This is a genomic window from Pseudomonas viciae, from assembly GCF_004786035.1.
Lineage (GTDB): Bacteria > Pseudomonadota > Gammaproteobacteria > Pseudomonadales > Pseudomonadaceae > Aquipseudomonas > Aquipseudomonas viciae.
Genome location: NZ_CP035088.1, coordinates 2737194 through 2756595, shown reverse-complemented (window position 1 = coordinate 2756595; position 19402 = coordinate 2737194). Strand labels below are relative to the sequence as shown.

The window sequence follows — 19402 nt, the reverse complement described above, 5'->3', positions numbered from 1 at the left end:
TCTACTGATGCACGGCGAGCTGGTAAGCCGTGTATTTACGAATATTGATCACGCCGGTGTCGAAAATCAGGTACTGGCCCTTGATCCCCAACAGCGTACCTTCGGCAATCGGGTTCTTGTCCAGGTTGAAGCTGACGATCTTGGCCGGGTATTGCTCCACCGGATAACGGATCTCGAGGGGTTCGACGTCCGCTATGGTCTGGATCGCCTGCAAGCCGAATCGTTCCTGCAAGCCCTGCAATCCCTCGGCGCAGCTTTCGAACAGTGCATCGCGGATCCGTGGCAGATCCACCGCGACGGCATCGCCCTTGAGCAAGGCGCGCCAGTTGGTCTTGTCCGCCACCTGGCTGCGAAACAGGTCTTCGACAAACCCCGACTGCTGGCGGGTGGCGACCCGCAGGATCGGCAGCGCCTGGCTGGCGCCCTGGTCCAGCCAGCGGGTCGGCAATTGCGTGGCACGGGTAATGCCGACCTTCACGCCCGAGGAGTTGGCCAGGTACACCACATGATCGGTCATGCAAAACTGCTCGCCCCAGGCCGGCTCACGGCAGGTGCCGGCCTCGAAATGGCAGCGCTCGGGGCTCATGATGCACAGGTCACACTGGGCCAGTTTGGTCATGCAAGGGTAGCAATAACCCTGGCTGAAACTGGTCTTGGTCCTGCGTCCGCAATGGCTGCAGTGGATCGCACCGAGAAACTCCAGGCGTACCGTGCTGCCAATCAACGGGTTGACCGGCACCTCGGTATCGCCCAGGCGAAAGGCGTATTGAACGGTCGGCCCGTCAAGGCGCGCCGACATCTTGCTGATTGCACCGCGGCCAATCTCGATCAATGGATGGCGTCCGACTTGAACAGGATGTTCGGCACTTCAGTCGCCTTCGACTGGCACTCCTGCGGGCCCATGTAGCCAGTGCGTTCTTCTTCAGGCAGGTTCTGGATTTCCCAGGCGATCATCGCCTGCAGCGACAGCTCGCGCTGCTCGGCGGTGAGCTTGTTGCCATCGGCCCATTTACCGATTTCCACCGCCAGTTTCAGGCTTTTGTAGATGTCAGGGGTGATGTTCTGGATCATTTCGTTGAACGAGGACATGGGTTCTCCGCGCAATTGCGCATATTCAAGAGGCACAGGCGCCTGTCAGAGGGTCATTTTACGGCGAGCGAACAGCCCACCCAACAAACCCGTGAAGCAACCGACGAGCAGCCCGCCGACGTGGGCCGCGTTGGCGATTTCGCCGAAACCGATCAGCGAGACCAGCCCGGACAGACACAGCAGCAGCCACACCAGCATCATCACCAACACCCCACGGGGCAAGTGATAGGCCGGGTTCGGAGCGAGCAGTTGATAGATCCAGCAATGCCCCAGCAGGCCGTACAGCACGCCGGACAAACCGCCAAACAGGGTTGCACCGCTGAAGATGTACTGGGCGAAATTGGACACGAGGCTGAACAGCAGCGTAAGCCCCAGCAGGTTGATGCCACCCTGGCGCGCTTCGATTCGTCGTCCCAGCTCCCAGTACCACATGCCATTCATGGCGATGTGCAGGAAGCCGAAGTGGATCAGCATCGGTGTCACCAGGCGCCACCACTGCCCCGCCGCCATACTGTCAGCCAGCGGTGTGAACTGAATGTACTGGCCGACGACGCGAAACTCCAGGAAGGTCAGCCAACGCAGGACCTCCAGGTTTTCCCCCAGCAGAGTCACAGCGCTGACGATCAGGCTCAACAGCAACACCAGCGCGGTCATCGGACTACGGGTCAGTTGCTGGACAAAGCCAGGCCGTCGCGGCGTGCTGCCAGCGGCCGGCAGTTCCAATTGTTGCTCCGGATCGCCGGCCGGGAAGCGCACGTACAAGGCGCGCACGTCCTCACTGAGTTCATCCGACACCCAGAGCACTTGCTCGCCCGCCTCCTCGCTGACCCGATGAGGCACCTGCATGCGCTGTAGCAACTTGACGAAGCCGCTCAAGTCCACCGCCAGGGGCAGGCGTAATACCGCGACGGCACTCATTGCATCACCTCCGGCCGCTCGACATCGACCCAGACGAACTTGTGCGGGTCCAGATGGGTTTCCTGGTCGAGCCGATAAGCCACCAGCTTGCCGTAGAGCACCGCGCTGTAGTCCAGGCACGCGAGGTTCTGGCGGATTGGCGCGGGCTTGCCGCTGCGCCAATAGTGACCGACGAACAGCAGCGGCTCATGCTCGCCATACCGCAGCAGGTTGTTCTTTTCATCCGGCGTCAGCGGCGTGCGCGCCACCGGTTCAGGCAAGGCGTCGGGTTGGAACACGATGTCGCCGTAGGTCTGCGGGTTGTCTTCCCAGAATTTGGTCCGGAAGAACGAGCGGGTCAGGCCATCGCCGCCGGTAAGGGTCAGGCCATGGGGCAGGCGCATGTCGGTGCCACGCAGCAAACGATCGAACACGGTGCAGGCAAAGCTGCCCGGCTGCGCCGAGGCCTGGAGGAAATGCTCGTCGATGCAACCGTCCGGAAACAGGCCGCGCAACGGTTCGATCAGACCGGCGTCCCAGCAGGCATGCACCACCCGGAAACGGCCGGCGTCGACAAACAACGGCAGTTCATAGAACCACTTGAGAAAGTCCTGCCAGTCCGCGGGATGCTGCTCGAACTGGGTCAGGGTTTCGTTGAGCAGGCGGGCATGGCGCGGCGTGTGTTCGCGCACGTAGCGCTGGCCACTGCCCGGCAGTGCCGGCGTGCTCCAGCCCAAGGCATTGAACTCGTGGTTGCCCATGATGCACAGCGCCTGGCCGGCCACCACCATGTCGTGGACGATATGCAGCGCCTCGCGGATGCGTGGGCCCCGGTCGATGATGTCCCCCAGGAACACGGCCATGCGCGACGGATGCCGCCAGACTCCGCCCTGCTTGTGGTAACCGAGTCGGTCCAGCAGGTGTTCCAGGGTCAGGGCGCATCCGTGCACATCGCCGATCAGGTCGTAACTGCGCGCAGGATCGAGCATCAGTCGCCTCCACCCCCCAACCGGCTACCCCAGCCGAGCTTGGTCCGGCAGACTTCGTAGTAGTTGTGATCCAGCGGATGGATCAGGCGCAGCTTCTGCGCTTTCTTGCTGACGGTGATGGTGTCACCCGGCGCGCAGGTGAAATGGTTCTGACCGTCACAGGACACTTGCGGGTAGATCTGCATATCCTTGGACACGACGATTTTCAGCTCACTGTTGCCATCGACCACAATCGGTCGCCCAGACAAGGTATGGGGGTACATGGGCACAATCACAATAGCGTCGAGCTTGGGATGCATGATCGGACCACCCGCGGACAGCGCATAGGCCGTGGAGCCGGTCGGGGTGGCGACGATCAGGCCGTCAGCCTTCTGGCTGCAGACGAACTGGCCGTCGATGTACAGCTCGAATTCGATCATGCGCGTGGATTTGCCGGGGTGCAGCACCACGTCATTGAGGGCATCGCCCTGGCCGATGGCCTCGGCGTGACGGCGCACCTCGGCTTGCAGCAGGAAGCGGTTTTCCACCAGGTAGTGGCCGTCCAGCACCTCGGCGACTTTGGTTTCCAGCTCGTCAGGGCGGATATCGGTCAGGAAGCCCAGGCTGCCCCGATTGATCCCCAACACCGGAATATTGTGCCGCGCCAGGGCCCGGGCGGCCCCCAGCAGGCTGCCGTCGCCGCCGACCACGATCACCATGTCACAGACTTCGCCGAGCATCTTGCGCGACGAGGTCTGCAGGCCATGGCCCGGCAGCACTTCGGCGATGGTATCTTCGAGGATCACATGCAGGTGCCGCTCCAGGAGGAAACGTTTGAGACGGCGAACGGTGTCCAGCACCTGTGAACTGCCCAGGCGACCGATGATGCCGATATTGCGAAATTGCTCCATGAGGCTCCTGCGAAGGTCTGCGACGGGCGAAAAACACGATTATGGGCGAAAGCGCTCCATAGACAAAATTCTTTAAGCCTTCACCGCAGCGGCTATGCTCGCAACATGATCCTGTTTCCCGAATTGCTGGACCTGCCCCGCCGCCTGCGCCATCCCGAAGTGCGCGATCTGGCGTGGGCGCTGCTTGCCCCGCCGATGCTCATCGATCCGCCCTGGCCGCAGCGCCATCCCCTGACCGGCAGTGACTGGGTGCAGGATCCCCATCGACTGGAACATTGGCTGCGGCAACTGGACCGCGACAGCTACCCACTGCTGCATTGCCTGTCCCAAGGGCGCACGCGGCGCCTGGGCCTGTACTACGAAAGGCTCTGGCAATTCGCCGTGCAACAGGCGCCAGGCATCGAGCTGATTGCGGCGAACCTGCCGATCCGGCACGAAGGTCATACGCTGGGGGAATTGGACTTGCTGCTGCGCGATGGCGCCGGCATCCACCATCTGGAATTGGCGATCAAATTGTACCTCGGCCCCCAGAACGGTAATGGCCAGGACCCCGCGCAGTGGCTCGGCCCGGGCTGCCATGACCGGCTCGACCGTAAACTGGCGCATTTGCGCGAGCATCAGCTACCGATTTCGGCACGCCCGGAAAGCCGCCAGGCCCTGGCGGCACTGGGCATCGAACCATCCGGTCTCGAGGTGTTTCGCTCCGAGCTCTGGCTCGGTGGGTATTTACTTTACCCCTGGCCGGGCCAGGCCGAACCGCCGACCGGTGCGCACCCCCGGCATCTACGGGGAAGCTGGCTGCATCAGCGAGATTGGTCCGCCTTCGTCGCCCAGCGACCGCCTGGGCGCTGGCAACCCCTGCCCCGCGCCGCCTGGCTGGCCCCGGCCCACTATCCGGCGGAGCAGACCTGGTGCGCCGAACAACTGGACGCCTGGCGAATGGCCCTCGACCCAATGGCACCGGCGCAGTTGATGGTGCGCCTGACTGAAAATGCCGACGGAGAATGGGAAGAAGCGGAGCGGCTATTCCTGGTGGCCGATCTTTGGCCGGATGTGCCGGGGAATGGGTGAGTTTTGTGGTGCCTTTCAGGGCCCCATCGCGAGCAAGCTCGCTCCCACAGGGTTATGTGCAGATCATCAATTCTGTAAGCAACACCAATCCACTGTGGGAGCGAGCTTGCTCGCGATTGAAGCCAACTCGATCAAATGGACAACCGCAAAGCCAACGCCGCCAACGTCACCAGCAACACCGGCACGGTCAGCACGATCCCGACCTTGAAGTAATACCCCCAGCCGATCTGGATATTCTTGCGCGCCAGCACATGCAGCCACAGCAAAGTCGCCAGGCTGCCGATCGGGGTGATTTTCGGCCCCAGGTCGCTGCCGATGACGTTGGCGTAGATCATTGCCTCCTTCACCACCCCGGTGGCCTGGCTGGCATCGATGGACAAGGCGCCGATCAGCACTGTCGGCAGGTTGTTCATGATCGACGAAAGCAGCGCCGTCAACAGCCCGGTCCCCATCGCCGCACCCCATACGCCGTATTCGGCGAAACCATCGAGCCATTGGGCCAGGTAGCCAGTCAGCCCGGCATTGCGCAAGCCATAGACCACCAGGTACATGCCCAGGGAGAAGATCACGATCTGCCACGGCGCTTCCTTCATCACCTTGCGGGTGGAGATCTTGTGGCCACGGGCCGCGACGGCCAGCAGCAACGCGGCACAGACCGCCGAAATCGCGCTGATGGGAATCCCCAGCGGCTCCAGGGCAAAACAGCCCAGCAGCAGGATCACCAACACTGCCCAGCCGGTGTAGAAGGTTGCCGTGTCATGGATCGCGCTCGCCGGATCGTCCAGTTGATCCGGGTCATAATCGCGCGGGATGTCGCGGCGAAAGAACCACAGCAGTATCCCCAGGCTGGCCGCCACGCTGACCAGATTCACCGGCACCATGACCGCCGCGTAGCGGTTGAAACCGATGCCGAAGAAATCCGCCGAGACAATGTTCACCAGGTTCGACACCACCAGCGGCAGGCTCGCGCTGTCGGCGATGAAACCGGCGCCCATCACGAATGCCAGGGTCGCCGCCGGGGAAAAACGCAACGCCAGCAACATCGAAATCACGATGGGCGTCAGGATCAGCGCCGCCCCGTCATTGGCAAACAGTGCCGACACCAGCGCGCCCAGCAGCACCATGAAGGCAAACAGCTTGCGCCCGTTGCCCCGGCCCCAGCGGGCCACATGCAGGGCCGCCCAGGCGAAGAACCCAGCCTCGTCCAGCAGCAGGCTGATGATGATCAGCGCGACAAAGGTACCGGTGGCGTTCCAGATGATCTGCCACACCAGGGCAATATCACCGACCTGCACCACCCCGCTCAGCAAAGCCAGCAACGCACCGAACGTCGCGCTCCAGCCGACGCCGAGCCCCTTGGGCTGCCAGATCACCAGAGTAATGGTCAGCAGGAAAATCAACGACGCGATGAGCATGTGCTACAGCCTTGAAAGAGGAATTAAAAAGAAACAATCAGCCGCAACGCACCACCGGACGGTCGGTCATCGCGCTTAAACGCTGCACATCCGCCGTCAGCCAAACCGTGTTGGCCGCCAACGCCTGCGCAAGCAAGGTACTGACCCAGGACGGCAACTGCGGATGCAGGCGGTAGTAAACCCACTGGCCCTGGCGCCGGTCGCTGAGCAGGCCAGCGTTGCGCAGTTGGGCCAAGTGTCGGGAGATCTTCGGCTGGCTCAGGCCCAAGGCTGTGGTGAGTTCACAGACACATAACTCGCCTTCCCGAGCCACCAGCAACGCAATGCGCGTACGGGTGTCGTCGGCCAACGCCTTGAAGACTTCGACAGGATTGTGAGGATCGGACATGACAACGACGGGTCTGGATGAGCGGAGGGTGAATATATGGAAATTCGAATATTCAGTAAAGCGGGGATTTGATTTGGAACTGCAAATGCATCTGTGGCGAGGGAGCTTGCTCCCGCTCGGTTGCGAAGCGACCGCCCGAAGGGCCTGCTTCGCAGTCCAGCGGGAGCAAGCTCCCTCGCCACAAGTGCTTTGTTTGCTTGAAGTACCGGGCCATCAGGCCTTCTTGTGTTGCTCGACCCACTTGCCATAGGCGTCGATGAATTTCTGCAGGAACGGTCTTACGGACTCCGACAGATTACCCGCCTCGTCAAACGCCGTCCCGGCGCCGCTCAGGTAGGCTTCCGGCTGTTGCATGCAAGGCACATCGAGGAACACCAGGGACTGGCGCAAGTGATGGTTGGCACCAAAACCACCGATGGCGCCCGGCGAGGCACTGATTACCGCGCCCGGCTTGCCACTCAGGCAACTCTGGCCGTAAGGGCGCGAGCCGACGTCGATGGCATTCTTCAGCGGTGCCGGCACCGAACGGTTGTATTCGGGCGTGACGAACAACAATGCGTCGGCCGCACCCACCTGCTGACGGAAAGTGCTGTAGGCTGCCGGTGGTGGCGTCACGTCAATGTCTTCGTTGTAGAGCGGCAAGTCGCCGATTTCAACGATGTTCAATTTCAGATTGGCCGGTGCCAGTTCAGCCAGTGCCAGCGCCACCTTACGATTGATTGATGCCTTGCGCAGGCTGCCCACCAAAACGGCCACTGTGTAGACATTACTCATGAGAGGCTTCTCGTCTGTCGGCTTAAAGGAGCCTGTAGTTATAGATGATTGGCATCACAATTGGACCAGCGGAACGACGAAAACCTGCCGTCTGGACTATTTTTTTCATGTAGGAAAACTTACCGCGCTTGACCGGGGTCTACAGAACCGCAAATCGAGTGATCTATTTCCAGAGGTTCTAAGCAATGGCAGCAGTACTTGTCGGACAATTTCATGCGCGGGACGCCGAAGGTCGCGTCTATTCGGTGCATGAGTTCCAGGAATCGACCCCGTCGCCCGACGGAAATGGCAAGGAGCCTGTCACGACCTATAAGCTGGCTATCGGTGATCGCGTCAACAAACTCGACGATGGCAAATTTGTACTGGTGCAGTCCCAAGTCGAATTAACCCGCGAACCGGAAACGCCACCGCAAGCTCAAACGCCCACTGAAACGCAAATAGCTTCATAACTGGTAGTTATGAGCAGAAGTCATGCCCGGACTTGGGTTAGGATTTGGCCACTCAATGGCTCACCCGCCGAACATGGACTTCTTGCATGCGTTTACGCCACATCGAAGTAATCCAGGCGCTGCTGCAAACCGGCCACCTCGGCACAGCGGCCGAATGGCTGCAACTGCCGATGGCAGAGGTCGAGGCGATCCTGCGCGATGCCGAGGCGCAACTGGGCTTCATGCTGTTTGCCAGTGTGCGCGGGCGCTTGCAGGCCACTCGAGAAACCCTGGAATTGCGCGATGGCATCACGCGGCTGTACGACACCCTCGAGCCGGTACAGCGACTGGCCAGCAGCCTGAAACACTATCAGGCGCCTCCCCTGCGAATCATCTGCACCCCGCCGCTGGCCCAACAACTGTTACCGCAGAGCATCGCCGCCCTGCGCCGACGTCATCCGGATGCACCTTGCACCCTGCTCAGCCAACCGACTCGCGACATCGTCCACAGCCTTCTCTTGCGGGAAAGTGACCTGGGGCTGAGCTTGCACGACCCAGAACACCCCGACATCCATTGCCAGGTCATTGCCCAGGGCAAATTGCAATTGCTCGCGCCCCACGGCTGGCTGCAACCACGGCAAAAATACATTTCACTTCAGGATCTGGCGGGCCAGTCGCTGGTGGGACTCGATGGTCACGACCCGCTGAGCCCGGCGTTCGACCATAAGCTGGGAGCGCTGCGCCCGGCGCCAGTGATCCAGATACGCGTCCAGACGCATCAGATGATGCGCGCCATGGTCGAGGCCGGCGAAGGCCTTGCCATCGTCGACCCGTTCACCGCCTCAGGCGCCAAGGACGGAGGACTGGACGTTTGCCCGGTATCACCCGCCATCCCAATCAGTCTCTATGCCCTGAGCCTGAATGGCACGGCCCTCTCGCCGGCCATTCAATCGCTGCTGGAGCGGATCACGGAACAAGCCGAGGCGTTGCTGGGCCACTGATCGACATGCCCACCGGATCATCGAACAACCGGTACCAGAACAGCGCCACTTCGGCGGTGTGTCGGTCAATGCCGCGATAGCGCAGGTGATCGATACCACCGAGCACGTACCCGCAACGCTCATAGAGTCGGCAAGCCCCCAGGTTGTTGTTCTGGGTTTCCAGCATGATCCCCGGCAGTTTTTTCTTGCGGCTCCAGAAATGCGCGACGTCGAGCAGCGCCTTGGCCACCCCGTGGCGACGCGCCGGAGCATGCACCGCGAGTTCATCAATGTGGGCGAAACCATTCCAGTTGGTACTGACCACCAGATGCCCTACCGGCTGGTCGTCGAGATAGGCCATGAAGATTTCGCTGTCCGGGGCATTGCGAAAGCTGCTGAACTCTTCCGGATCGATGCCATAGCACTTGCGGTAGGGAACAATGGGCGTCACCGGCCATTGGCTCACCGGCCGGCCAACCTGCGCCGTACCGTAGTCGCTGACTTCGAAGCTGAAATCACTGCCCCAGATGTAGGCGGCAAAGCCATCATCGACGACGCGCACCGACAGACCAGGGTGTTTGGGATTCATGACCGGTTGCATACTGGGGAAAGTCCTCATTCCTTGAGACAACCAACGGCGCATCGCCATCCATTGCCCTTGCCTTTCAAATCTTCACACATCAAGCGGGATCCGTAGCCTGCCCGTTACCTCAGGTTAGAAGGTACTGGCGATTGTGGCGAGAAATGAGCGATGGATAACTCTGTGGGAGCAAGCTCGCTCCCACAAGGAAGGTTTCATCAGTTCGTGGCGGCCTGCGCCTCGACCAACTGCGTCCACAGTGCCGGAGCACCGGCGGACTTGGCGATGGCTTCCAGACGCGCGGCATGTTCGGCCAGGTCGCTTTCGCTGGCGCGGATGATCCGCGATGGCCTGCGGTCAGCGGGCAAACGCCGGATTTCCGTGGCCTGGTTGCCCGAGCCTTCGCCGGTACCGTTGCCATCCGAGGCGTTACCGGCCAGGGACAGACTGGTCTGGCCACCGGTCATGGTCAGGTAGACGTCGGCCAGAATCTCGGAGTCAAGCAAGGCGCCGTGCAGTTCACGGCCGGAGTTATCGACGCCGTAGCGCTTGCACAACGCATCGAGGCTGTTGCGCTGCCCCGGGTGACGTTCCCGGGCCATCATCAGGGTATCGAGGATGGTGCAATGCTGGGTGATGTCGGCCCGGTCGTGCTGGCCCATCAAGGCGAACTCGTTGTTGATGAACCCCACGTCGAACGCCGCGTTGTGGATGATCAACTGCGCGCCCTGGATGAATTCGAAGAACTCATCGGCCACTTCGGCGAAACGCGGCTTGCCCACCAGGAACTCGTTGGTGATGCCGTGGACGCCGATGGCGCCCTCGTCACTTTCGCGGTCCGGTTGCAGGTAGACGTGGAAGTGGCGACCGGTCAGGCGCCGGCCCATCAGCTCGACACAGCCGATTTCGATAATCCGGTGACCATCGGTCACCGGCATGCCGGTGGTTTCGGTATCCAGTACAACAGATCTGTTGGCCATCAGTGTTCAGCTCTCAACGGGCAGGCTTGCAAAAACGCGGATGTTAACACGCTCCTGTGGCCAGGGGATTGACCCCAGGCTTATGGAGGAAAAGTGGATTGTGCGGGAGCAAATTCTGGGGGAACACAGCTTGCTCTCGCTGGATTCTGGTTCCGGAGGAGCTGTCGAGTGCAACGAGGCTGCGATCTTTCCCCAGACACTTGAATCTCAAGCGAAAGATCAAAAGATCAAAAGATCAAAAGATCGCAGGCTTCGCCAGCGCCTACAGGACCCGGCGGGAGCTCCCTCGCCACAGGGGTCACATCCAGCTGAATCAAGCCTGCTTGAAACCCCGCACCTCATCCACCCCACGATTGGCCAACTGGTCGGCCCGTTCGTTGCCGTGGTGGCCGATGTGGCCGCGCACCCATTTCCAGGTGACGTTATGGCGATTGACCTGCTCATCCAGCATTTTCCAGAGGTCGGCGTTTTTCACTGGCTCCTTGGCGGCGGTCTTCCAGCCGCGCTTCTTCCAGTTGGCCATCCACTCGTTGATGCCTTTCATCACGTACTGCGAGTCAGTCACCAACAGCACATCGCAGGGCCGCTTGAGCTCTTCCAGGCCGCGGATCGCGCCCATCAGTTCCATGCGATTGTTGGTGGTATTGGTTTCGCCGCCCCAGAGCTCTTTTTCCACGCCCTTGCACACCAGCAACGCGCCCCAGCCGCCCGGGCCGGGATTGCCCTTGCAGGCGCCATCGGTGAAGAGTTCTACGCTATCGCTCATGCCAATCTATCCAGAAAAAATGCAAAGGCCTGCCGGTCGGGACAATAACGCCCGCCGCCGATATACCGGCCAGACCATCAGAAAAAGGGTTACGGCTCGATGTGGCGACGGTTGACCTTGGCCATCGGCAAGGGAATCAGCTTGCCCATCGGCTCGCGTCGCGCCTGACGCACCGGGCGCAGCCCGACCGCGATCTTGCGCGCCACCAACAGATAGAAACCACCGCCGGACAGTTGCCAGTCACCGGCCTTGCGCTCCCAGCCGGCCAGACGGGCCTGCCACTTGGGCGACGCAAGCGGCGGACGATAGCACCCGAAGCGGCGTTTCTCCAGCGCGAAGCCCAGCAGGTTGAGCCAGTCGCCGACCCGCGAGGCCGAGATGCAGCGAGCCTGGCGCAAGGCGTCGTGGGCGAACACGTGGCGCAACCCCCAACTGCTCCAGGGATTGATGCCGATGATCAACAGATGGCCACCGGGGCGCACGCTGCTGGCGGCTTCACGCAGCAAACCGTGGGGAGACAGGCAGAAATCCAGGCCGTGCTGCAGCACCACCACATCGGCGGCATGCTCACTCAAAGGCCAGGCCTGCTCCTCGCAGACGATCTCGACCCCAGGCAATGGCGCCCCCAGGCGGACATTGCGCTGCACCTGCGGCGCCGACGGCGGCGTCTGCGCCGAAGGCCCGTAATGCACCAGGTAGCCGCCAAAGAACCGGCCCAGCTCGTCTTCGAGCATGCGCCGCTCCTCTTCCAACAAAAATTGCCCGACAGGGCCGGACAACCATTCGCGGGCCGCGCTGATCAACGCCAGCCAGTCAGGATCAGCCTGAGCGAACGCTTTATCGGTCATTGCATTCTCCAACGCGTCAGGAAGTTCTAAGATGCGCCTTTGTTTTCCGCTTGGCGAATTTCGCGATGATACAGATCAGTGCCCTGCCCGCGTTCACCGATAACTACATCTGGTTGTTACAGGACCACGCGACCCAGCGCTGCGCCGTGGTCGACCCGGGAGACGCCGCGCCGGTACAAGCCTGGCTCGACGCCCACCCCGGCTGGGTCTTGAGCGACATACTGGTCACCCACCATCACCATGACCATGTCGGCGGCGTCGAGGCACTGAAAAACGCAACGCACGCCACCGTCTACGGCCCGGCCAGCGAAAACATCCCGGCGCGGGACATGGCGCTCAATGACAACGACACGCTCAGCGTGCTCGGCCTGGACTTCGATGTCTACGCCGTGCCTGGCCATACATTGGGACACATCGCCTACTACCACCATGGCCTGCTGTTCTGTGGCGACACCCTGTTTGCCGCCGGATGCGGCCGGCTCTTCGAAGGGACGCCGGCGCAAATGCACCACTCGCTCAGCCGCCTCGCCGCCCTGCCCGAAGATACGCTGGTCTACTGCACCCATGAATACACCCTCAGCAACCTGAAGTTTGCCGCCGCAGTGGAGCCGGGCAATCCGGACATCGCCGCCCGTCTGGAAAAAGTCAGCCGGCTACGCAGCGAAGGCGTCATTTCCCTGCCCTCGACCCTGGCCCTGGAAAAGCTGACCAATCCGTTCCTGCGCACCACTGAAACATTCGTTAAACAAAAAGCAGACGAACGGAATGGCCAGCGTAACGAGACGCCAAGCGAGGTTTTTGCGGCCTTGAGGGCTTGGAAAGATAAGTTCTAAGGTAGCTATCGATTGATATAAAAATTCTGAATGGTTGACCTGTTGGGGTGCGCTTCCTAGAATCGGCCGACATTTTTGCCCGGAACTTACTTCCAGCCAATGTCGTCATCTATACGCAGGTCCGCCCAGTCAGACACATTGACCCGCTTGGCTCAAGCCATTGCGGTGGCTGTGTCCGCGACACTGGCGGGCTGCCAGAGCACGAGCCAGGTGCCGCAGACCGACGCGGCCCACACGCCGAATATCGCCGCTCGCGCCAAACAGAAGCCTGTCTGGCTCACTGAAAAACCCAGCCCCCAAGTGCCCCAGGATGTCTGGGAACGCATGCGCCAGGGCTTCCAGCTCCAGGAAACCGCCGGCGTCAATCCACGCATCGAGCAACAGCGCCTGTGGTTCGCCAGCAACCCGTCTTTCCTGGAAAACGCCGGTGAGCGCGGCAGCCTGTACATCCATTACATCGTCGAACGCCTCGAAGAACGCAACATGCCGCTGGAGCTGGCGCTGCTGCCAGTGATCGAAAGCGCCTACAACCCCATGGCCTATTCCCGGGCCAACGCCGTAGGGCTGTGGCAATTCATCCCGTCCACGGGACGTTACTTCAACCTGCGCCAGACCCGCTTCTATGACGGGCGCCGCGACATCACCGCCTCCACCACGGCCGCCATGGATTACCTGACGCGCCTGCACGACATGTTCAACGGCGACTGGTTGCTGGCGCTGGCCGCGTACAACGCCGGTGAAGGCACGGTCAGCCGCGCCATCGAGCGCAACGAAAAGCTCGGCCTGCCCACCGACTACTGGAACCTGCCACTGCCCAGCGAAACCCAGGCCTATGTGCCGAAGTTGCTGGCGTTGTCCCAGGTCGTGCTCTCGCCCGATGCTTATGGCGTGAACCTCAACCCGATCGCCAACGAACCCTATTTCCAAGTCGTCGAAATCAACCAGCGCATGGACCTGTCCAAGGTTGCGGCGGTGGCCAACATCGACGAAGACGAACTGTTCCAGCTCAATCCGGCCTTCAAGCAACGCACCACCATCGACGGCCCGCAGCACCTGCTGGTGCCCACCTCCAAGGCCCAGTTGCTGACCGCCAGCCTGTCGACCATGCGCCCGGAAGAGCTGATCAGCCAGCGCTCGCTCAAACCGGTCTTTGAAAACGTCGACGACAGTGAAGTGGAAGGCGCAAGGCGCACCTACCGCGTCAAGCGCGGCGAGAACCTGGCCCAGATCGCCAAGGCCAACAACGTCCAGACCAAGGACCTGCAACGCTGGAACAAGCTCAGCGGCAGCAAGCTCAAGGTCGGCCAGACCCTGGTGATGCGCGACACCAAGCCCACCAAGGCTACCGGCAAGCGCATCAGCACCGTGGTGGCCGCCAACAGCAAGGACCAGAAAAAACAGACCCAGTACAAGGTCAAGCAGGGCGATTCGTTGTATGTGGTCGCCAAGCGCTTCAACGTGGAAATGCAACACCTCAAGCGCTGGAATCCACGGATGGGCAAGGCGCTCAAACCTGGGCAGATGCTGACGGTGTACTCCCCGCATTAAGCCCCACCTTGATCGAGGGGCTTGTTGTGGCGAGGGAGCTTGCTCCCTCGCCACAGTTCCGGGTAATCCCTGCAGCTTTGAGCCCCCGCCTTTTTCCTGCCGATACAAGCTGTTACTGTACAGGCCATAAAAGCCCAAGCCGCCTGGATCGGATCTCAGACTTGATACGTCCCCTCCTCCTGCTCCTGATCAGCCTGGCCTTGAGCTCCCCCGCCAGCGCAACCATCAGCGAAAGCCATGGCTATGCGCAGTTCGGCACGCTCAAGTACCCGGCCAGATTTACCCACTTCGACTGGGTCAACCCGCAAGCGCCCAAGGGCGGTACCTTGCGGGTCATGGCATTCGGCACCTTCGATACGCTCAACCCCTATACATTCAAGGGCAGCAGCCCGGTTTCCACGCCAAATTTCCTGCAATACGGCATCAACGAGCTGAACGAACCGCTGATGGTCGGCACCGGCCAATACGCGCCCTCCGGCGATGAGCCAACGTCGAGCTACGGCCTGATCGCCCAGTCGGTGGAGTACAGCGAAGACCGCAGCTGGGTGGTGTTCAACCTGCGGCCCGAAGCGCGGTTTCACGATGGCGTGCCGATCACCGCCTATGACGTGGCGTTCTCCTACAAAACGCTGCTCAAGGACGGCCACCCGCAATACCGCACCAACCTGCAGGAAGTGCTGCGGGTCGATATCCTCAACCCGCTGAAGATCCGCTTTGTCTTCAAACGCGCGGGCAACCCGCTGCTGATCCTGCGCCTGGGGGAGTTGCCAGTGTTGCCCCAGCATTATTGGAAAGACCGCGACTTCAAGGCCACCACCTTCGAACCGCCCCTGGGCAGTGGGCCTTATCGCATCACCAAAGTGCAGCCCGGTCGCCAACTGGTATTCGAAAGGGTCAAGGATTACTGGGGCAAGGACCTGCCGGTCAATCGCGGCAAATACAACTACAACCGCATGGACGTGGAGTTCTATCGTGACAGCGAAGTGGCCTTCGAGGCCTTCAAGGCCGGTGAATTCGATATCTATATCGAACATCAGGCCAAGAACTGGGCCAACGGCTATGACTTCCCGGCGATCAAACGCGGCGATGTGATCAAGGCGCAGATCCCCCACCAGATCCCGACCCAGACCCAGGGCCTGTTCATGAACACCCGGCGCGGCACTTTTGCCGAGGCCAAGGTTCGCGAAGCCCTGGGGCTGATGTTCGACTTCGAGTGGACCAATCGCACACTGTTCAGCGGCGCCTACAAGCGCACCCTCAGTTATTACCCCAACAGCGAATTCTCCGCCAGCGGCCTGCCGGTGGGCCATGAATGGCTGTTGCTCAAGCCATACCGCGAACAATTGCCAGCCCGATTGCTCACCGAACCCTTCAGCTTGCCGAAAACCGACGGTCGCGGCATTCCCCGGGAAACCCTGCGCAAGGCCTTGGGGTTATTGAAAGAGGCTGGCTGGACTCTCAACGGCCAGCGCCTGGTGAATGCCGACAGCCAGCCCCTGCGCTTCGAGATCCTGTTGGTGAACCCGAACCTGGAGCGCATCCTGCAACCCTACGTTGAAAACCTCGCCAGCATCGGTATCCAGGCCCGGCTGCGCACGGTGGACCGCGCCCAGTACAAACAGCGCCTGGATCAGTTCGACTTCGACATGATCCTGCTTACCCTGGGCCAGACCCTCAGCCCGGGCCTGGAGCAATGGCAGTACTTTCACTCCAGCCAGGCCGGGGTCAAGGGCAGCAAGAACTACGCCGGGATTACCAACCCGGTGGTCGATCACCTGCTGGAAAAGCTGCTGGCCGCCCAGACCCGCGACGAACAGGTCGCCGCCGGCAAAGCCTTGGACCGCGTGCTGCTATGGCAGCACTACTGCATCCCCAACTGGTATCTCAACTATCATCGCCTGGCGTACCGCAACCGGTTCGCCTTCGTCACCACGCCGCCCTACACCCTGGGCCTGAGCGCCTGGTGGCTGAAATCTTCGGAGAAAGATCAATGAAGCCTTTTCGCGCCCTGCTCCTGCAGGCCAGCAGCCTGTTATTCGCCGGGCTGGCCTGTGCCGCGCCGCAGCACGCCTTGACCTTGTACAACGAACCGCCGAAATACCCGGCCAATTTCAAGCATTTCGACTACGTGAACCCCGACGCCCCCAAGGGCGGGATATTCCGCCAGGGCGGGTTTGGCAGCTTCGACAGCCTCAACCCGTTTATCAGCAAAGGCGTACCGGCCGATGACATCGGCCTGATCTACGACACCCTGGCCAAACAAGGCCTGGACGAACCCTTCACCGAATATGGCCTGATCGCCGAAAAAATCGAGAAGGCCCCGGACAACGGCTGGGTGCGTTTCTACCTGCGCCCCGAAGCCCGATTCAACGACGGCCATCCGGTGCGCGCCGAAGACGTTGTCTTCAGCTTCCAGACCCTGACCAAGGACGGCGCACCGATGTTCCGCGGCTATTACAACGACGTTGCCGATGTCATCGCCGAAGAACCGCTCAAAGTGCTGTTCAAGTTCAAGCACACCAACAACCGCGAACTGCCGTTGATCCTCGGCCAGTTACCGGTATTGCCCAAGCACTGGTGGGCCGAGCGCGACTTCAGCAAGGGCAACCTGGAGATCCCCCTGGGCAGTGGTCCTTACAGGGTCGCCGAAGTGAAGGCCGGGCGCTCGATTCGCTATGAGCGCGTAAAGGACTACTGGGGCAAGGACCTGCCGGTCAACCGCGGCTTCTACAATTTCGACGTACTGACCACCGACTACTTCCGCGACAACACCGTCGCAGTCGAAGCGCTCAAGGCCGGGCAGTTCGATTTCTGGCTGGAAATGGCCGCCAAGAACTGGGCCAACGCCTACAACATCCCCGCCGTGGCCGAAGGCCGGCTGATCAAGGAACAGATCCCCAACGGCAACCCCACCGGCATGCAGGGGTTCGTCTACAACCTGCGCCGCCCGATCTTCCAGGATGTGCGGGTGCGCAAGGCCCTGAGCCTGCTGCTGGATTTCGAGTGGACCAACAAACAACTGTTCCACGGCGCTTACGCCCGTACCCGCAGTTATTTCGAAAACTCGGAAATGGCCGCCACCGGCCTGCCCGGCGAAGACGAACTGAAAATCCTCGAGCCCCTGCGCGGCAAAATCCCCGAACAGGTCTTCACCGAAGCCTTCCATCCTTCGATGTGCGACGGCAGTGGCATGATCCGCGACCAGCAGCGCAAGGCTTACCAACTGCTGCAAGAGGCCGGCTGGCGCATCGTCGACGACAAGATGGTCGACGCCCAGGGCAAACCGGTGGTGCTGGAGTTCCTGCTGGCCCAGACCGAGTTCGAACGAGTGCTGCTGCCATTCAAGCGCAACCTGAGCGACCTGGGCATCGAACTGGTCATCCGCCGCGTGGACGTGTCCCAGTACATCAACCGCGTGCGCTCCCGGGATTTCGACCTGGTGGTAGGCAGTTTCCCGCAATCCAGCTCGCCGGGTAACGAACAACGCGAATTCTGGATGTCGGCCGCCGCTGACAAGCCCGGCAGCCGCAACACCATGGGCCTGAAGGACCCGGCCGTCGACCAACTGGTGGAACAACTGATCAACGCCGACTCACGCAAAAGCCTGGTGGCCCACGCCCGGGCGCTGGACCGGGTGTTGCAATGGGGTTACTACGTGATTCCCAACTGGCACATCAAGACCTGGCGCGTGGCCTACTGGAACCACATCGGCCATCCAACCGTCACGCCGACCTATGACATCGGCACCACGACCTGGTGGGTCAAGCCGGACACCAAACCTGCCATCGAGGTAGAAAAACAAGTCATGGAACAACAGATCAACGCCGCCCCGGCGAGCGTGGAGTAACCCGATGCTGGCTTATATATTCCGGCGGCTGCTGCTGATCATCCCGACCCTGTTCGGCATCCTGTTGATCAACTTCCTCATCATCCAGGCCGCGCCCGGTGGGCCGGTGGAGCAGATGATCGCCAAGCTCGAAGGTTTTGAAGGCGCCACCAGCCGCATTGCCGGCGGCGGTGCCGAGGTGTCGGTGGCCGGTTCCTCCTACCGTGGCGCCCAGGGCCTGGACCCGGCGCTGGTCAAGGAAATCGAGCGCATGTACGGCTTCGACAAGTCGGCCCCCGAACGTCTGTGGATCATGATCAAGAATTACGCCCGCCTGGACTTTGGAGACAGCTTCTTCCGCGACGCCAAGGTCATCGACCTGATCAAGGAAAAGATGCCGGTGTCCATCTCCCTTGGGCTGTGGAGCACGCTGATCATGTACCTGGTGTCGATCCCGCTGGGGATCGCCAAGGCCACCCGGCACGGCAGCCACTTTGACGTGTGGACCAGCTCGGCGATCATTGTCGGTTATGCGATCCCGTCGTTTCTGTTCGCCATCCTGCTGATCGTAGTGTTTGCCGGCGGCAGTTATTTCGACTGGTTCCCGTTGCGCGGGCTGACCTCCAACAACTTCGACGAACTGAGCATGGGCGGCAAGATCCTCGACTACTTCTGGCACCTGGCCTTGCCCGTGACCGCCCTGGTAATCGGCAACTTCGCCACCATGACTTTGCTGACCAAGAACAGCTTCCTCGACGAAATCAACAAGCAATACGTGGTCACGGCCAAGGCCAAGGGGCTGACTCGCCACCGGGTGCTCTATGGCCATGTGTTCCGCAACGCCATGTTGCTGGTGATCGCCGGGTTCCCTTCGGCGTTCATCGGTATCTTCTTCACCGGCTCCTTGCTGGTGGAAGTGATTTTCTCCCTCGACGGTCTCGGGCTGATGAGCTTCGAAGCGGCCATCAACCGCGACTACCCGGTGGTATTCGGCACGCTGTTCATCTTCACCCTGCTGGGGCTGGTGGTAAAACTGATCGGTGACCTGACCTACACCTTTGTCGATCCACGCATCGACTTCGAAAGCCGGGAGCATTGAG

Annotated in this window: 20 protein-coding genes; 8 read left to right on the top strand and 12 right to left on the bottom strand. The window is 61.2% G+C overall.

Annotated features, from left to right (window positions below; all coding sequences use genetic code 11):
* Position 1: 1 nt before the first annotated feature.
* From EPZ47_RS12665 to EPZ47_RS12645, 5 genes are read right to left on the bottom strand one after another with little or no spacing between them, the layout of a single operon-like run.
* A complete protein-coding gene (locus EPZ47_RS12665) occupies positions 2 to 832 on the bottom strand; it encodes a DUF2797 domain-containing protein (protein ID WP_135845077.1) in 831 nt (276 codons plus the stop codon).
* Positions 829 to 1089, bottom strand: coding sequence for a YeaC family protein (locus EPZ47_RS12660; protein WP_135845076.1), 261 nt, complete (start codon positions 1087 to 1089; stop codon positions 829 to 831). The genes EPZ47_RS12665 and EPZ47_RS12660 overlap by 4 nt, the downstream gene beginning before the upstream one ends.
* Positions 1090 to 1134: 45 nt before the next feature.
* Positions 1135 to 2007: a rhomboid family intramembrane serine protease gene (locus EPZ47_RS12655; RefSeq protein ID WP_135845075.1), complete on the bottom strand. Its 873-nt coding sequence runs from the start codon at positions 2005 to 2007 to the stop codon at positions 1135 to 1137.
* Positions 2004 to 2978 carry a metallophosphoesterase gene (locus EPZ47_RS12650; protein WP_406550166.1) on the bottom strand — a complete coding sequence of 325 codons (975 nt, stop codon included), beginning with the start codon at positions 2976 to 2978 and terminating at the stop codon, positions 2004 to 2006. The genes EPZ47_RS12655 and EPZ47_RS12650 overlap by 4 nt, the downstream gene beginning before the upstream one ends.
* Entirely contained in the window at positions 2975 to 3865 is an 891-nt protein-coding gene (locus EPZ47_RS12645) for an NAD(+) kinase (RefSeq protein ID WP_003202709.1), read from the bottom strand. The genes EPZ47_RS12650 and EPZ47_RS12645 overlap by 4 nt, the downstream gene beginning before the upstream one ends.
* 105 nt (positions 3866 to 3970) lie before the next feature.
* Between EPZ47_RS12645 and EPZ47_RS12640 the strand changes: the two genes are divergently transcribed.
* Positions 3971 to 4936: a DUF1853 family protein gene (locus EPZ47_RS12640; RefSeq protein ID WP_135845073.1), complete on the top strand. Its 966-nt coding sequence runs from the start codon at positions 3971 to 3973 to the stop codon at positions 4934 to 4936.
* A 131-nt stretch (positions 4937 to 5067) separates the two neighbouring features.
* On the opposite strand, the gene EPZ47_RS12635 is transcribed toward EPZ47_RS12640, so the two are convergent.
* The 3 genes from EPZ47_RS12635 to EPZ47_RS12625 form a co-directional block, all read right to left on the bottom strand.
* On the bottom strand, positions 5068 to 6351 hold the full coding sequence (locus EPZ47_RS12635) for an arsenic transporter (RefSeq protein ID WP_135845072.1): 1284 nt from the start codon (positions 6349 to 6351) through the stop codon (positions 5068 to 5070).
* Positions 6352 to 6388: 37 nt separating this feature from the next.
* The gene (locus tag EPZ47_RS12630) at positions 6389 to 6739 is read right to left on the bottom strand and encodes a metalloregulator ArsR/SmtB family transcription factor (protein WP_135845071.1); all 351 of its coding nucleotides are present in this window, start codon (positions 6737 to 6739) and stop codon (positions 6389 to 6391) included.
* A 213-nt stretch (positions 6740 to 6952) separates the two neighbouring features.
* Positions 6953 to 7513 (bottom strand): NADPH-dependent FMN reductase, encoded by a 561-nt coding sequence (locus tag EPZ47_RS12625; RefSeq protein ID WP_135845070.1) that lies wholly within the window; start codon positions 7511 to 7513, stop codon positions 6953 to 6955.
* Positions 7514 to 7698: 185 nt separating this feature from the next.
* Between EPZ47_RS12625 and EPZ47_RS12620 the strand changes: the two genes are divergently transcribed.
* A complete protein-coding gene (locus tag EPZ47_RS12620) occupies positions 7699 to 7962 on the top strand; it encodes a hypothetical protein (protein WP_135845069.1) in 264 nt (87 codons plus the stop codon).
* Positions 7963 to 8048: 86 nt separating this feature from the next.
* Positions 8049 to 8942 carry a LysR family transcriptional regulator gene (locus EPZ47_RS12615; RefSeq protein WP_135845068.1) on the top strand — a complete coding sequence of 298 codons (894 nt, stop codon included), beginning with the start codon at positions 8049 to 8051 and terminating at the stop codon, positions 8940 to 8942.
* On the opposite strand, the gene EPZ47_RS12610 is transcribed toward EPZ47_RS12615, so the two are convergent.
* From EPZ47_RS12610 to EPZ47_RS12595, 4 genes are all read right to left on the bottom strand, one after another.
* On the bottom strand, positions 8908 to 9522 hold the full coding sequence (locus EPZ47_RS12610) for a GNAT family N-acetyltransferase (RefSeq protein ID WP_135845067.1): 615 nt from the start codon (positions 9520 to 9522) through the stop codon (positions 8908 to 8910). The two genes, EPZ47_RS12615 and EPZ47_RS12610, sit on opposite strands and share 35 nt — an antisense overlap.
* A gap of 197 nt (positions 9523 to 9719) precedes the next feature.
* Positions 9720 to 10481: a DNA polymerase III subunit epsilon gene (dnaQ, locus tag EPZ47_RS12605; RefSeq protein WP_135845066.1), complete on the bottom strand. Its 762-nt coding sequence runs from the start codon at positions 10479 to 10481 to the stop codon at positions 9720 to 9722.
* Positions 10482 to 10794: 313 nt separating this feature from the next.
* Entirely contained in the window at positions 10795 to 11247 is a 453-nt protein-coding gene (rnhA, locus tag EPZ47_RS12600; RefSeq protein ID WP_047528325.1) for a ribonuclease HI, read from the bottom strand.
* 89 nt (positions 11248 to 11336) lie between these two features.
* The gene (locus EPZ47_RS12595; RefSeq protein ID WP_135845065.1) at positions 11337 to 12095 is read right to left on the bottom strand and encodes a methyltransferase domain-containing protein; all 759 of its coding nucleotides are present in this window, start codon (positions 12093 to 12095) and stop codon (positions 11337 to 11339) included.
* Positions 12096 to 12160: 65 nt separating this feature from the next.
* Here EPZ47_RS12595 and gloB point away from each other — a divergent pair, with 65 nt between their 5' ends.
* From gloB to EPZ47_RS12570, 5 genes are all read left to right on the top strand, one after another.
* Complete coding sequence (gene gloB, locus EPZ47_RS12590) at positions 12161 to 12928, top strand: hydroxyacylglutathione hydrolase (RefSeq protein ID WP_135845064.1); 768 nt, start codon at positions 12161 to 12163, stop codon at positions 12926 to 12928.
* Positions 12929 to 13027: 99 nt separating this feature from the next.
* Positions 13028 to 14476, top strand: coding sequence for a transglycosylase SLT domain-containing protein (locus EPZ47_RS12585; protein ID WP_135845063.1), 1449 nt, complete (start codon positions 13028 to 13030; stop codon positions 14474 to 14476).
* A gap of 161 nt (positions 14477 to 14637) precedes the next feature.
* Positions 14638 to 16470, top strand: coding sequence for an extracellular solute-binding protein (locus tag EPZ47_RS12580; RefSeq protein WP_135845062.1), 1833 nt, complete (start codon positions 14638 to 14640; stop codon positions 16468 to 16470).
* The gene (locus tag EPZ47_RS12575; RefSeq protein ID WP_135845061.1) at positions 16467 to 18323 is read left to right on the top strand and encodes an extracellular solute-binding protein; all 1857 of its coding nucleotides are present in this window, start codon (positions 16467 to 16469) and stop codon (positions 18321 to 18323) included. Before EPZ47_RS12580 ends, EPZ47_RS12575 begins: the two co-directional genes overlap by 4 nt.
* A 4-nt stretch (positions 18324 to 18327) precedes the next feature.
* On the top strand, positions 18328 to 19401 hold the full coding sequence (locus EPZ47_RS12570; protein ID WP_135845060.1) for a microcin C ABC transporter permease YejB: 1074 nt from the start codon (positions 18328 to 18330) through the stop codon (positions 19399 to 19401).
* Position 19402: the final 1 nt, after the last annotated feature.

Bases quoted from the DNA above. Each gene is read 5' to 3' on its own strand.
- EPZ47_RS12660 (WP_135845076.1), bottom strand. From the start codon at position 1,089: ATGTCCTCGTTCAACGAAATGATCCAGAACATCACCCCTGACATCTAC.
- EPZ47_RS12620 (WP_135845069.1), top strand. From the start codon at position 7,699: ATGGCAGCAGTACTTGTCGGACAATTTCATGCGCGGGACGCCGAAGGT.
- EPZ47_RS12635 (WP_135845072.1), bottom strand. From the start codon at position 6,351: ATGCTCATCGCGTCGTTGATTTTCCTGCTGACCATTACTCTGGTGATC.
- dnaQ (WP_135845066.1), bottom strand. From the start codon at position 10,481: ATGGCCAACAGATCTGTTGTACTGGATACCGAAACCACCGGCATGCCG.
- EPZ47_RS12615 (WP_135845068.1), top strand. From the start codon at position 8,049: ATGCGTTTACGCCACATCGAAGTAATCCAGGCGCTGCTGCAAACCGGC.
- EPZ47_RS12625 (WP_135845070.1), bottom strand. From the start codon at position 7,513: ATGAGTAATGTCTACACAGTGGCCGTTTTGGTGGGCAGCCTGCGCAAG.
- rnhA (WP_047528325.1), bottom strand. From the start codon at position 11,247: ATGAGCGATAGCGTAGAACTCTTCACCGATGGCGCCTGCAAGGGCAAT.
- EPZ47_RS12655 (WP_135845075.1), bottom strand. From the start codon at position 2,007: ATGAGTGCCGTCGCGGTATTACGCCTGCCCCTGGCGGTGGACTTGAGC.
- EPZ47_RS12585 (WP_135845063.1), top strand. From the start codon at position 13,028: ATGTCGTCATCTATACGCAGGTCCGCCCAGTCAGACACATTGACCCGC.
- EPZ47_RS12570 (WP_135845060.1), top strand. From the start codon at position 18,328: ATGCTGGCTTATATATTCCGGCGGCTGCTGCTGATCATCCCGACCCTG.
- gloB (WP_135845064.1), top strand. From the start codon at position 12,161: ATGATACAGATCAGTGCCCTGCCCGCGTTCACCGATAACTACATCTGG.
- EPZ47_RS12575 (WP_135845061.1), top strand. From the start codon at position 16,467: ATGAAGCCTTTTCGCGCCCTGCTCCTGCAGGCCAGCAGCCTGTTATTC.
- EPZ47_RS12595 (WP_135845065.1), bottom strand. From the start codon at position 12,095: ATGACCGATAAAGCGTTCGCTCAGGCTGATCCTGACTGGCTGGCGTTG.
- EPZ47_RS12640 (WP_135845073.1), top strand. From the start codon at position 3,971: ATGATCCTGTTTCCCGAATTGCTGGACCTGCCCCGCCGCCTGCGCCAT.
- EPZ47_RS12630 (WP_135845071.1), bottom strand. From the start codon at position 6,739: ATGTCCGATCCTCACAATCCTGTCGAAGTCTTCAAGGCGTTGGCCGAC.
- EPZ47_RS12645 (WP_003202709.1), bottom strand. From the start codon at position 3,865: ATGGAGCAATTTCGCAATATCGGCATCATCGGTCGCCTGGGCAGTTCA.
- EPZ47_RS12610 (WP_135845067.1), bottom strand. From the start codon at position 9,522: ATGCAACCGGTCATGAATCCCAAACACCCTGGTCTGTCGGTGCGCGTC.